The following is a 12672-nucleotide window of genomic DNA, read 5'->3' as shown; positions in this document are numbered from 1 at the left end:
TTTTCGGAAAAAAGAAAGTAGGTCGCTCCGGGGGAGCGAAAGCCTTTGACTTTAAGACTTTGACTTTGAAGTTAAGATTTTGACTTTGAATTCAATCTTTAATATAACTCTACAATTACAAATAATCCGACTTTAATAAAGTCAAAATAATTCAACCCACTACCCCCTGCCAAAGCAACGCCCCATTAAGAAAAAGAATAACCCCCCCACTAACCCAGGCCAGCGCCAGCGGCACCCCTTTCACTCGCCACACCCCCATCAACTCCCGGCTGGACGCAAACAGGATCAACGGCACCACCGCCAATGGCAAGCTAAGGCTAAGCACCACCTGGCTGGCCACCAGCAATTCGGCCGAGCCATGCTGCCCGAACACCCCCACCGCGGCCAGCGCCGGCACGATGGCCAGCCCGCGAGTGAGCAGCGCGCGCCGCGTCTGCGAGATGCGCAGGTTGAGGAAACCTTCCATCACCGCCTGCCCGGCCAGCGTGCCGGTGAGCGTGGAGTTCAGCCCGCAAGCCAACAAGGCACCGGCGAACAGCAAGCTGGCCCATTGCGAGTGCAGCAGCGGGTCCAGCAGGCGGTGCGCGTCGGCGAGGTCGCTGACTTCGGTCATGCCGCTGGCGTGGAACGCGGCGGCGGCCAGGATCAGCAGCGCGGCGTTGATCAGGAACGCGAAGGTCAGCGAGCCGATGGTATCGAGGTTGACGCCGCGCAGCGCGGCCGCCACGGCGGGTGCGTCCGCGGCCCGGGGGGCGCGCGCGGCCGCCGTCTGCCCGGCCTGCGCCTGCGGCGCGAACTTGCTGACCAGCGCCGAGTGCAGATAGAGGTTGTGCGGCATCACGGTAGCGCCGACGATGCCGGCGGCCAGCCACAGCATGCCGGCGTCGCGCACCAGTTGGGCCGAGGGCGCGAAGCCGCCGGCCACCGCGGCCCAGTCGGGCTGCGCCATCGCCAACTGGGCGACGAAGCACAGCGCCACCAGCAGGATCAGTCCGGCCACCAGCGCTTCGAGCGTGCGCCGGCCCTGGCGCTGCACGGCCAGCATGGCGACGGTGCCGACGGCCGAGAGCAGCACGCCGACCCACAGGTTCACATGCAGCAGCAGTTGCAGCGCCACGGCGGTGCCGACCACTTCGGCCACGTCGCAGGCGACGATGGCGATCTCGCTGGCAATCCACAGGCCGATCACGGTGCGCCGGCCGAAGCGCTCGCGGCTGAGCTGGGCGAGGTCGCGCCCGGTGACCACGCCGATGCGCGCGGCGATCCATTGCAGCAGCATGGCCACCACGCTGGCCGCGGCCACCACCGCGAGCAGCCCGTAGCCGTACTTGGCGCCGGCGGAAATGGCGGTGGCCCAGTTGCCCGGGTCCATGTAGCCGACCGCTACCAGCGCGCCGGCGCCGAGGAAGGCCGCGCGGCGCGGCAGCTTCGGAGCAAGCCGCGCATCCGCGGGCGCGGCGGGAAGGGCAAGCTGGTCTGGGCTGGGAGGCATGATTGGCTCTGGCATGGTGGTTGGCGCGCCGGCGGAGCCGGCTCGCGCGCCTGATGACTCATTCTGGGCAATGCCGCACCCTGCCGCCAATTGTAAATGCTAATCACTCTCATTTGATACACCAAAGAGAGCGAGCGCGCACCGTCGCACGCGCACCTTGGTTCACTTATTCCGTGAAATGGCCTTGAAAGGCATGCGCACGCGGCGCCGCCCGTGCGGCAGGCGCCACTTGGCAGCGGGCCCATTCTGCCGGCGCCGCCCGCCCGCGGCCGAACCGCGGGCGGGCGGCAAGCGCAAAGCCGCGACCGGCTATCGCCCGGCCACTGGCTATTGCTTGATGAAGGCCAGCAGGTCTTCGTTGATCACCTCGGGATGGGTGGTGCACATGCCGTGCGGATATCCCTTGTAGACCTTGAGCGTGCCGTTGCGGACCAGCTTGATGGACAGCAGGGCCGAATCGGCGATCGGCACGATCTGGTCGTCGTCGCCGTGCATGATCAGGACCGGCACGTCGATCTTCTTCAGGTCGTCGGTGAAGTCGGTCTCGGAGAAGGCCTTGATGCAGTCGTAGTGGGCCTTGGCGCCGCCCATCATGCCCTGGCGCCACCAGTTTTCCTTGATGCCTTCGGAGACCTTGGCGCCTTCGCGGTTGTAGCCGTAGAACGGCGTCGGCACGTCCTTGTAGAACTGGGCGCGGTTGGCGGCAAGCTGGGCGCGGAAGCCGTCGAACACTTCGAGCGGCAGGCCGCCCGGGTTGGCCGCGCTCTTGACCATGATCGGCGGCACCGCGCCGATCAGCACCGCCTTGGCCACGCGGCCAGCGCCATGCCGGGCCACATAGCGGGCCACCTCGCCGCCGCCGGTGGAGTGGCCCACGTGCACCGCGTTGCGCAGGTCCAGGTGCGCGGCCAGCGCGGCCACGTCGGCCGCGTAGGTGTCCATCTCGTTGCCGGTCGCGGTCTGGGTGGAGCGGCCGTGCCCGCGGCGGTCGTGCGCGATCACGCGATAGCCCCTGGAAACGAAGAACAGCATCTGCGCGTCCCAGTCGTCCGCGCTGAGCGGCCAGCCGTGATGGAACACGATGGGCTGGCCGGTGCCCCAGTCCTTGTAGTAGATGCGGGTACCGTCCCTGGTAACGATGGTATCCATGGACTGGCTTCCTTTCGGGGCCGCGCGCTGGCCGCCAGCCTGCGCCGTCCTGGTGGCGGCCTCGGCGTCCGCCGTGGCGGCCAGGGTGGAGAGGGTGCCGGCGGCGACGGCGGATGCGCCCGCCACCAGCACGTTGCGGCGCGCTGGCGACGGCACGGGGTCTTTTTCTGGTTGAGTAGTCACTGCATGCTCCTTGGCGAAACGATGCGGAAAGGAAAGGCGCGGAACGCAATCCCCTGCCGGAGCGGCAAGACCAGGGCACCAGGCATCTTCGGCCGTGGCCTGCCCCCCGGCATGGGACGGACAGACTCCCGCGTTCATGGCGATCGGCAAGCTGCAGCCGGCCAGCGATACAACGTGCACAGCCTTAGGAGCATAGGCGGCGAATCGCGCATGTACGAGAACGCCCGCGGGACACCACGAAAAATCCGCTGGCTGGCAGCCGGCGCGAACGCGGGCGGCGCCGTCCGGGCGATGCCGCGCGGACACGAGGCCGGTGCCGGCGCGCATCGATAATCGAACAGATTGAAGCGGGGAACCCGCGCAAGCCAACCGCGGCGCACCTCGGCCGGCGGGGCGGCGGCGTAGAATGACCCGCTGCTGCGGCCTCGCCGCCATGGCCGCGGTCCCGTGCTCCGGGAAGCTGCGCACAAGAAGAACACAGACCTGGTTTCATCGTGAAGACATCCCCAGCCGCGCAAGGCGGCCAGTTGCCCGCCCGGCAGCGCATTGCCCCCGACACCCCCGGCAACACCAATCGCGCGCTGCACGGCATCCTGCTGCTGACCTTCGCCTTTGCGCTCAGCCAGTTCTACCGCAGCTGCCTGGCGGTAATGGCGCCCGAACTCCAGCATGACTTCGGGCTGTCGGCGGCCGGCTTCGGCGCCTTGTCCTCCAGCTTCTTCATGGCCTTCGCGGCGGCGCAGATCCCGGTCGGCATCGCCTTCGACCGCTACGGCGTGGGCCGGCCCACCGCGCTGCTGCTGGCCATCGGCGCGGTGTCTGCGCTGCTGTTCATCCTGGCGCCCAGCGGCAGCGTGGCCATGCTGGCGCAGGCCGGGCTCGGCCTGGCCTGCGCGCCGGTCTTCATGGGGCTGCTGCATTTCGCTTCCGAGCAGTTGTCCGAGCGCGACTACACGCGCGTGGTCAGCAAATCCAACGCCACCGGCATGATCGGCGCGCTGTGCGCCACGGCGCCGCTGGGCTGGGCCTCGCAACTGCTGGGCTGGCGCGTGGCGATGTCGTTCGCGGCGCTGTGCATGGCGGGCGCCTGCTATGGCGTCTGGCGCTACGTACGCGACGAAGGCCACGCCGAGGCGCGCCACGCGCCGTGGAGCGCCATGCTGCTGCAAAGCGCCCGGCTGCTGGGCCTGGCGCCGTTGTGGACGCTGATCCCGATGTGCGTGGCCATGGCCGCCGGCACCGCCTTCCGCAATGCCTGGAGCGGACCCTACCTGGCCAGCGTCTACGGCTTGCAGGCCGGCCCGCGCGGCGTGGCGCTGACGCTGCTGAGCCTGGCCGGCTTCGCCACGGCGTTCGTGCTGCCGGTGCTGGTGCGGCGCGGCTCGCTCAAGGCCACCATCGGCGGCTGGTCCTGCTTCTCGCTGCTGGGCGCCGTCCTGCTGACCGTGTGGCCCGACCACGGCGTGGTGTCCGGCGTGGGCCTGATGGCGCTGCTGTCCACCATCGGCATGCTCCACCCGCTGGTCATGGCGCAGGGCCGCGGCCTGATCCCGCCGGCGGCGCGCGGGCGCGGCCTGGGCCTGCTCAATACCTTCGTCTTCCTGGGCTCGGCGCTGGCGTCGTGGGCCTTCGGCATGATCGCCAGCTTCGGCGACGCCGCGCGCTGGCCGGTCTCGCGCACCTACGCCGCCATCTTCCTGTCGGCGGGGGTGCTGGTGGCGGCCGCGGTGGTGCCCTATCTGTTCAGCCCCCCGGCGCAGAAAAGCTGACGCACAAGCGGGGCCCGAACGGCTATCCTCCATAGCGCGGCCGGCGCGGCGCCGGCCAGACCAGAGGACCCCGCATGCAGACTGACTGGACGACGATCCGGAACGGCAATGCCGACGCGCTCGACGGCGCGACGGTCGAGCTAAGCGGCTGGATGATCCCCCTCGATCTCGAAGCGCGGGTCGCCGACTATTTCCTGCTGGCGGCCGAGTCGCCCTGTTGCGGCGGCTGCGTGCCGCGCGATCCGCTGGCCTGCGTCGAAGTCTATGCGGCCGGGCCGCTGGCCCTGCAGGCGCGGGCAATCGGCCTGCGCGGCCGCCTGGCGAGGCTGCGGGACGATCCGGCGGGATGGCGCTACCAGTTGCTGGACGCGCAGCCGCTCGCCGCGCCCGCCGCCGGAGCCATGAGCCGGCGCGTGTTCCTGGCGTCCGGCACCGCGCTCGGCGTGGCCGCATGCGCGCCGGGGCGGTTCGCCGGTTATACCGAAGCGCAGCCCGAAGCAGCCGCGAGCGCGCAGCCGGCGCAGACCCCGGCCCGATGGCAACCGGCCGCCGATGCCCTGACCATCGACATGCACAGCCATGCCGGGCGCGTGATCGTCTCGCGCGATCCGGCCATCGGCGCGCGGCGGCCGTTCCTGCCGCTGGCCGCGCCGATGCGCGCGGGCGGCATGAACGTGATCTGCCTGGCCATCGTCACCGACACCACGGTCACGCGCGTGTCCGCCAACCGCACGCGCTTCGAGGCCTGGCGCACGCCGCAGGAAGGCGAGCTCTACGCGCTGGGCCGCACCGAGTTCGCGCGCGCCCATGAACTGGTGGCGCGCGAGCGGATGCAGGTGGTCACCGGCGCGGCCACGCTGGCGGCGCAGGGACACGCCGGGCCGTGCGCGATCATCGCGGCCGAGGGCGCGGATTTCCTGGAAGGCCGGCTGGAGCGCGTGGACGAGGCGTACGCCATGTACCAGCTGCGCCATCTGCAGCTGACGCACTACCGCGTCAACGAGCTGGGCGACATCCAGACCGAGGCACCAGTGCACGGCGGCCTGACGGATTTCGGCGCCGCCGTGGTGCGGCGCTGCAATGCGCTGGGCATCGTGGTGGACGTGGCGCACGGCACCTACGACCTGGTCAAGCGCGCGGCGGCGGCGTCGAGCAAGCCGCTGGTGATCTCGCACACGGCGCTGGCCACGCACCCCGGCACGCGCAGCCGGCTGATCTCGCCGGACCACGCGCGCGCCATCGCCGGCACCGGCGGGGTGATCGGCGTGTGGCCGAGCGCCGGCAGCTTCCGCAGCCTGCAGGCGATGGCCGAAGGCGTCAAGCGCATGGCGGACGTGGTGGGCGTGGAGCATGTCGGCCTGGGCACCGACATGCTCGGCTTCATCTCGCCGCCGGTCTTCACCGGTTACGAGCAATTGCCCGCGCTGGGCAACGCGCTGGTCGCCGCGGGCTTCACCCAGGACGAGACAGGCATGATCCTGGGCGGCAACTACCGCCGCGTGTTCGAGGCCAGCGTCGGCTAGCCGCGCTCACGTCCCCTTGCGCCGGCGGTATTCCTGCCGGCCGACGAGAAAGGCGCCCAGCGCCACCATCAGCGCCAGCCCGTACCAGGTGATGGCATAGCCGAGGTGGCTGTTGTGGAAGGAAATCACGGTCAGCCCGCCGACCGGCCACGCGCGCTCGCCGCCCTGCTGCCGCGGCACGCTGCCCTCGGGGTCGGCCGCCGCGGCATTGACCGCGGGTGCGCCGCCGCCGGCGGCGTCGGCATCGATGAAATACGGCGCCACGTTCTGCAGGCCGCGCGCGGCGGCGATGGCCGGCACGTCGCGGTTGTACCAGCGGCTGGCGGCCGGGTCGTTGTGGCGCAGGAAGGCGTCGCCGGGCTCGCTCATGCGCAGCAGGCCGGTGACGGTGGTCTCGCCGGGCGGGTCGTACTGGCTGCGGGTGGCGCGCTCGGCGCGCTCGGGCGGCACGAAGCCGCGGTTGACCAGCACCACGCTGCCGTCGGCCATGCGCAGCGGCGTGACCACCCAGAAGCCGCCGCCGAGGTCGGTCACGGCCTGGACCAGCGTTTCGCGGTCGTTGAGGAAGGTGCCGGATACGCGCACGTGCTTGTATTCGTCGCTGGCCACGCTGACCTGCGGCCACTGCGCGGGGCCGGGCGCCGCCACCGGCGGCGCGTGCACGCGCGAGTTGACGCGCTCGATCAGGTCGAGCTTCCAGGCGCGGCGCTGGACCTGCCAGGTGCCGAGCCCGACCAGCACGGAAAAGGCGAATGCCGCCAGGACGGCGAACATCACGAGGGCCCCGGCGCGGCGCCGGGGAGCGGGTTGCGGGGCGCGCGCGGCGCCGGTGGCTTGCTGAGTCTGGGGGTGTCGAGGTGCGTTCAAGGTAGGTTCTTCGTGTCGTGCATAGCCGGCATCATATTCTGATCCAGGTGGAACATCACCCAGAGCGAGCCGCTCAGCGCGATCACGACAAGCACGATGGTGAAGATCAGGGCCAGCATGGTCCAGCCACCCTCGGACTTGAAGTTCATGTGCAGGAAGTAAATCATGTGCACCACGATCTGCACGGCGGCGCACACCAGCAGCACCAGGGCCGTGGTCCTGGACTTGTCGAAGACATTGGCCATGACCAGCCAGAATGGCACCGCGGTCAGCAGCACCGCGAGCACGAAGCCGGTCATGTAGCCGCCGAACGTGGCATGGAAGCCTTCGTCTTCATGGTGCCCGTGGTCGTCGTGGCCGTGCGCGCCACCGCCCAGCGTATTGTCATGCGCGTTCATGGCAGGACTCCCATCAGGTAGACAAAGGTGAACACGCCGATCCAGACCACGTCGAGAAAGTGCCAGAACATGGACAGGCACATCAGGCGGCGCTTGTTCTCGGGGATCAGCCCGTACTTGCCGACCTGCACCATCAGCGTGATCAGCCAGACGATCCCCACCGTCACGTGCAGCCCGTGCGTGCCCACCAGCGTGAAGAACGACGACAGGAAGGCGCTGCGCTGCGGCCCGGCCCCCTCGTGCACGAGGTGCGCGAATTCGTACATCTCGATGCAGAGGAAGGCCGCGCCCAGCAGGCCGGTGATGGCCAGCCACAATTGCGTCTGGCTGGTGCGCGCCTTCTGCATCTCCAGCATGGCGAAGCCATACGTGATCGACGACAGCAGCAGGAAGGTGGTGTTGAGCGCCACCAGCGGCAGCTCGAACAGCTCCGCCCCGGTGGGGCCGCCGGCATAGCGCCGTCCCACCACGCCGTACACGGCGAACAGGCTGGCGAAGATGAGGCAGTCGCTCATCAGGTAGAGCCAGAAGCCGAGCAGCGTGCCGTTCTGCGGATGCACCTCGGCGGTCTCGTAGAAGCGCAGCTGCGCCGCGCGCGGGGCCTCCGGGGCGCTCATGCGGTCCGGGCCGTAGGGGGTGGCGATATCAACCATGGCTGGCAAGCAGGCGCGAGCGCTCTGCCTCGGTGCGGACGACGGTGTCGGCCGGGATGTAGTAGTCGCGCTTGTAGTTGAAGGTGTGCCCGATCGCCACCACCAGCAGGGCGATGAACGACAGCACCACGATCAGCCACATGTGCCAGATCAGCGCGAAGCCCATCAGCGTGCTCAGCCCGGCGAGGATGATGCCGGCGCTGGTGTTCTTCGGCATGTGGATGGGGATGAAGCCCTGCTGCGGGCGCTCGTAGCCGAGCTGCTTCATCTGCCACCAGGCGTCGTTGTCGTGGATCACCGGCGTGAAGGCGAAGTTGTACTGCGGCGGCGGCGACGAGGTGGACCACTCCAGCGTGCGGCCGTTCCACGGGTCGCCGGTGGTGTCGCGCAGTTCCTCGCGGCGGCGGAAGCTCACGAACAGCTGGATCAGGAAGCAGCCGATGCCGCAGGCGATCAGCAGCGCGCCGAAGGCGGCGATCTGGAACCAGATCTGCAGCGAGGCATCCTGGAAATGGTTCATGCGCCGGGTCACGCCCATCAGGCCGAGCACGTAGAGCGGCATGAAGGCGACGTAGAAGCCGACCAGCCAGAACCAGAACGAGCACCGGCCCCAGAACGGGTCGAGCTTGAAGCCGAAGGCCTTGGGGAACCAGTAGCTGATGCCCGCCATCAGCCCGAACAGCACGCCGCCGATGATCACGTTGTGGAAGTGGGCGATCAGGAACAGGCTGTTGTGCAGCGAGAAGTCCGCCGGCGGCACCGCCAGCAGCACGCCGGTCATGCCGCCGATGACGAAGGTCACCATGAAGCCGACCGTCCACAGCATCGGCACCTCGAAGCGGATGCGCCCGTGGTACATGGTGAACAGCCAGTTGAAGATCTTCGCCCCGGTCGGGATCGAGATGATCATGGTGGTGATGCCGAAGAACGAGTTGACGCTCGCTCCCGATCCCATGGTGAAGAAGTGGTGCAGCCACACCAGGTAGGACAGCACCGTGATCACCACCGTGGCGTACACCATCGACGCGTAGCCGAACAGCCGCTTGCCGCAGAAGGTGGACACCACTTCCGAGAAGATGCCGAACGCGGGCAGCACCAGGATGTAGACCTCGGGGTGCCCCCAGATCCAGACCAGGTTGATGTACATCATGGCGTTGCCGCCGAGGTCCGCCGTGAAGAAGTTGGTGCCGACGTAGCGGTCCAGCGCCAGCAGCGCCAGCACCGCGGTGAGCACCGGGAACGCGGCGATGATCAGCACGTTGGTGCACAGCGAGGTCCAGGTGAAGATCGGCATCTTCATCAGCGTCATGCCGGGCGCGCGCATCTTGACGATGGTCACCAGCAGGTTGATGCCCGACAGCAGCGTCCCCAGCCCCGCCACCTGCAGCGACCATATGTAGTAGTCCACGCCCACGTCCGGGCTCTGCAGGATGCCGGACAGCGGCGGATAGGCCAGCCAGCCGGTGCGCGCGAACTCGCCGACGAACAGCGACATCATCACCAGCACCACGCCGCCCACCGTCATCCAGAAGCTGAAGTTGTTGAGGAAGGGGAAGGCCACGTCGCGCGCGCCGATCTGCAGCGGCACCACGAAGTTCATGAAGCCGGTGACCAGCGGCATGGCCACGAAGAAGATCATGATCACGCCGTGCGCGGTGAAGATCTGGTCGTAGTGGTGCGGCGGCAGGTAGCCGAGCGAATCGCCGAACGCAACCGACTGCTGCAGCCGCATCATGATGGCGTCGGCAAAGCCGCGCAGCAGCATGACGATGCCGAGCACGATATACATGATGCCGATCTTCTTGTGGTCGATGCTGGTGAACCACTCGCGCCACAAGTAGCCCCAGACGCGGAAGTAGGTCAGCGCCCCGACCAGCGCCAGCCCGCCGATCGCCACCACGGCGAAGGTGGCCAGCAGGATGGGCTCGTGGTAGGGAATCGCCTCCCAGGTCAGGCGGCCGAATACCAGCTGGGTAAGGTCGTGCTCGGGCATTGTCATCACCAGCGCCGCAGGGGCATTGTTGCAGGATTCTTTTTCGGCAGGCGCGTCATGGCGTCGACCCGGGTCGCGTCAGCGCGGCAGGGCTTTCGCGGAACCCGCGCCCGTCGGGTCGCTCGCGGTGCATATCTCGCCGAAAGACGTGCCGTCCCGCTGCAGCGAGGCCAGCGCATACGAGCCCGGCGCCTGCCGAGCTTGCGATGCCTGGCGCGTGGCCTGTCCGGTCATGGGCATCATGTCCTTGATGCAAGGCTTGCCCGCCTCCACGCAGCGGTTGAGGATGGCGCCGTACAGCGCCGGGTCCACGCTGGCATAGCGGCGCACCGGTTCGCGCTCGCTGGGCTGCTCGAGCTTGAGATAGGCCTCGCGCGTGAGCGCGCCGCCGCCGGCCTTGGCCTGCCGGACCCAGCGCTCGAATTCCTCGTTGCTCACGCCGTGGAACTTGAAGTACATGCCCGAGAAACCCGCGCCGCTGTAGTTGGCGGAGAAGCCTTCGTACACGCCCGGCGCGTTGATGACGGCATGGAGCTTGGTCTCCATGCCCGGCATGGCGTAGACCTGCCCGGCCAGCGCGGGGATGAAGAAGGAGTTCATCACGCTGGAGGCGGTGAGCTTGAAGCGGATCGGCTGGTCCACCGGCGCCACCAGTTCGTTGACGGTGGCGATGCCCTGGTCGGGATAGACGAACAGCCATTTCCAGTCCAGCGCCACCACCTCCACGGTGAGCGGCTCGGTACCGGTGGGCACGCCGCGCTCGGCGTCGATGCGCGACAGCGGCTGGTACGGGTCGAGCTTGTGCGTGCTGACCCAGGTGATCGCGCCCAGCGCGATGATGATGAGCAGCGGCGCGGACCAGATCACCAGTTCCAGCAACGTGGAATGGTCCCAGTCCGGCTCGTAGGTGGCCTGGTGGTTCGAGGCGCGGTAGCGCCAGGCGAACAGCAAGGTGAGGATGATCACCGGCACGATGATCAACAGCATCAGGCCGGTTGAAATGATGATTAGATCACGCTGTCTGACCGCGAGGTCGCCCGAGGGCGCCATCAACACGGCACTGCAGCCGGTCAACAGCAAGGCAGCCGAAAGTAGGAATCCGCGCATGACGTAGCGGGATGGCACTATCCGAGTACGCAAATGCATAGCCGTCCAAGTGATCGTTGGAACGCCGGTGGGCTGGCATGGGCAACATCATACTTCGAGAACTAAACTTTCGAACACTGCATATTTTCCTATGGCACTGTAGTCAAAGAAGTGCCATTCTTAAAGGAGTGTGGCACTACGACAAGGCCTGAATGATGTCCAGCATCGCTCACCAGCACGACCCGTCGTCAGCACCTTCGGCCCAGGAGGCCGCGCACCGCGCCAAGGTCGCGCCGGGCGAGATCGCCACCGGCGTGGTCATCGGCCGGGCCTCCGAGTACTTCGATTTCTTCGTCTACGGCATCGCCTCGGTGCTGGTCTTCCCGGCGGTGTTCTTCCCCTTCGCCGGGCGCCTGGAAGGCTTGCTGCTTTCCTTCACGGTCTTCTCCTTCGCCTTCATCGCGCGTCCGTTCGGCACCACGCTGTTCATGGTGATCCAGCGGCGCTGGGGGCGCGGCATCAAGCTCACCGCGGCCCTGTTCGCGCTGGGCACGGCCACCGCGGGCATCGCCTTCCTGCCGGGCTACGACACGCTCGGGCGCGAGTCCATCATCCTGCTGGCGTTCTTCCGCGTCCTTCAGGGCATCGGCTTCGGCGGCTCGTGGGACGGCCTGCCCTCGCTGCTGGCGCTCAACGCGCCGCCGCAGCGGCGCGGCTGGTATTCGATGATGGGGCAGCTCGGCGCGCCGATCGGCTTCTTCATCGCGGGGTCGCTGTTCCTGTTCCTGCGTTCGAGCCTGGACATCGAGGAATTCCTCGAATGGGGCTGGCGCTATCCGTTCTACGTGGCCTTCGCCATCAACGTGGTGGCGCTGTTCGCGCGGCTGCGGCTGGTGGTGACGCAGGAATACACGCAGCTGCTGGAAGAAGGGGAGCTGGAGCCGATCAGCCCCATCGTGATCGCGCGCGACCAGGGCTACAACCTGTTCCTGGGCGCGTTCGCGGCGCTGGCCAGCTATGCGCTGTTCCACCTCGTCACGGTGTTCCCGCTGTCGTGGGTGGCCCTGAACGGCGCGCAGGACGTCGACGACGTGCTGGTCGTGCAGATCATCGGCGCCGGCATCGCCATGCTGGGCACCATCGCCTCCGGCGTGATCGCCGACCGCATCGGCCGGCGCACCACGCTCGGCCTGATGGCCACGCTGATCGCCATCTTCAGCCTGTTCTCGCCGTTCCTGATGGGCGGCAGCCCCGGGCAGCAGGATCTCTTCATCCTGATCGGCTTCGGGCTGCTCGGCCTGTCGTACGGGCAGGCCGCGGGCGCGGTCACGTCGAACTTCGAAAGCCGCTACCGCTATACCGGCGCGGCGCTGACCTCCGACTTCGCGTGGCTGTTCGGCGCCGGCTTCGCGCCGCTGGTGGCGCTGGGGCTGTCGGCCGAGTTCGGGCTGGTGGCGGTGAGCGTCTATCTTCTGTCCGGCGCTGCCTGCACGCTGCTGGCGCTCGGCATCAACCGCACGCTGGCCTCGCGCGACTGACGCCGCGCCGCGGGGCGGGCG

Annotated in this window: 10 protein-coding genes; 3 read left to right on the top strand and 7 right to left on the bottom strand. The window is 68.1% G+C overall.

From position 1 onward, the window contains the following. Window positions 1–151 precede the first annotated feature (151 nt). Together ACKI2N_RS21205 and ACKI2N_RS21200 are read right to left on the bottom strand one after the other, a co-directional pair. Window positions 152–1492, bottom strand: a complete 1341-nt coding sequence (locus tag ACKI2N_RS21205; RefSeq protein ID WP_420994788.1) for an Nramp family divalent metal transporter — start codon at window positions 1490–1492, stop codon at window positions 152–154. A gap of 327 nt (window positions 1493–1819) precedes the next feature. Next, window positions 1820–2641 (bottom strand): alpha/beta fold hydrolase, encoded by an 822-nt coding sequence (locus ACKI2N_RS21200; protein ID WP_420994925.1) that lies wholly within the window; start codon window positions 2639–2641, stop codon window positions 1820–1822. A 710-nt stretch (window positions 2642–3351) separates the two neighbouring features. Here ACKI2N_RS21200 and ACKI2N_RS21195 point away from each other — a divergent pair. Continuing rightward, window positions 3352–4593, top strand: coding sequence for an MFS transporter (locus ACKI2N_RS21195; RefSeq protein WP_420994927.1), 1242 nt, complete (start codon window positions 3352–3354; stop codon window positions 4591–4593). A gap of 74 nt (window positions 4594–4667) precedes the next feature. Continuing rightward, window positions 4668–6116 (top strand): dipeptidase, encoded by a 1449-nt coding sequence (locus ACKI2N_RS21190; protein WP_420994789.1) that lies wholly within the window; start codon window positions 4668–4670, stop codon window positions 6114–6116. Between the two features lie 6 nt (window positions 6117–6122). Here ACKI2N_RS21190 and ACKI2N_RS21185 read toward each other — a convergent pair whose 3' ends face one another. The 5 genes from ACKI2N_RS21185 to cyoA form a co-directional block, all read right to left on the bottom strand. Further along, the gene (locus ACKI2N_RS21185) at window positions 6123–6890 is read right to left on the bottom strand and encodes an SURF1 family protein (RefSeq protein WP_420994929.1); all 768 of its coding nucleotides are present in this window, start codon (window positions 6888–6890) and stop codon (window positions 6123–6125) included. A gap of 89 nt (window positions 6891–6979) precedes the next feature. Beyond that, window positions 6980–7381: a cytochrome o ubiquinol oxidase subunit IV gene (gene cyoD, locus ACKI2N_RS21180; protein ID WP_420994790.1), complete on the bottom strand. Its 402-nt coding sequence runs from the start codon at window positions 7379–7381 to the stop codon at window positions 6980–6982. Further along, window positions 7378–7998 carry a cytochrome o ubiquinol oxidase subunit III gene (gene cyoC, locus ACKI2N_RS21175; protein ID WP_420994931.1) on the bottom strand — a complete coding sequence of 207 codons (621 nt, stop codon included), beginning with the start codon at window positions 7996–7998 and terminating at the stop codon, window positions 7378–7380. Before cyoC ends, cyoD begins: the two co-directional genes overlap by 4 nt. Before the next feature lie 28 nt (window positions 7999–8026). After that, window positions 8027–10027 (bottom strand): cytochrome o ubiquinol oxidase subunit I, encoded by a 2001-nt coding sequence (gene cyoB, locus ACKI2N_RS21170; protein WP_420994792.1) that lies wholly within the window; start codon window positions 10025–10027, stop codon window positions 8027–8029. A 78-nt stretch (window positions 10028–10105) separates the two neighbouring features. Beyond that, complete coding sequence (gene cyoA / locus ACKI2N_RS21165) at window positions 10106–11134, bottom strand: ubiquinol oxidase subunit II (RefSeq protein ID WP_420994793.1); 1029 nt, start codon at window positions 11132–11134, stop codon at window positions 10106–10108. A gap of 194 nt (window positions 11135–11328) precedes the next feature. On the opposite strand from cyoA, the gene ACKI2N_RS21160 reads away from it, so the two are divergent. Further along, window positions 11329–12651 (top strand): MFS transporter, encoded by a 1323-nt coding sequence (locus ACKI2N_RS21160; protein ID WP_420994933.1) that lies wholly within the window; start codon window positions 11329–11331, stop codon window positions 12649–12651. The last annotated feature ends 21 nt before the right edge of the window (window positions 12652–12672 follow it).

Origin of the sequence: Cupriavidus sp. 30B13 (assembly GCF_049059565.2) — a bacterium.
GTDB lineage: Bacteria > Pseudomonadota > Gammaproteobacteria > Burkholderiales > Burkholderiaceae > Cupriavidus.
Note: the sequence above shows the minus strand (reverse complement) of the source record. Positions and strands in the feature narration are given on the sequence as shown.

Coding starts and splice junctions, on each gene's coding strand:
- ACKI2N_RS21205 (WP_420994788.1), bottom strand. CDS start 1,492: ATGCCTCCCAGCCCAGACCAGCTTGCCCTTCCCGCCGCGCCCGCGGAT.
- ACKI2N_RS21200 (WP_420994925.1), bottom strand. CDS start 2,641: ATGGATACCATCGTTACCAGGGACGGTACCCGCATCTACTACAAGGAC.
- ACKI2N_RS21190 (WP_420994789.1), top strand. CDS start 4,668: ATGCAGACTGACTGGACGACGATCCGGAACGGCAATGCCGACGCGCTC.
- ACKI2N_RS21185 (WP_420994929.1), bottom strand. CDS start 6,890: ATGTTCGCCGTCCTGGCGGCATTCGCCTTTTCCGTGCTGGTCGGGCTC.
- cyoD (WP_420994790.1), bottom strand. CDS start 7,381: ATGAACGCGCATGACAATACGCTGGGCGGTGGCGCGCACGGCCACGAC.
- cyoC (WP_420994931.1), bottom strand. CDS start 7,998: ATGAGCGCCCCGGAGGCCCCGCGCGCGGCGCAGCTGCGCTTCTACGAG.
- cyoB (WP_420994792.1), bottom strand. CDS start 10,027: ATGCCCGAGCACGACCTTACCCAGCTGGTATTCGGCCGCCTGACCTGG.
- cyoA (WP_420994793.1), bottom strand. CDS start 11,134: ATGCGCGGATTCCTACTTTCGGCTGCCTTGCTGTTGACCGGCTGCAGT.
- ACKI2N_RS21160 (WP_420994933.1), top strand. CDS start 11,329: ATGTCCAGCATCGCTCACCAGCACGACCCGTCGTCAGCACCTTCGGCC.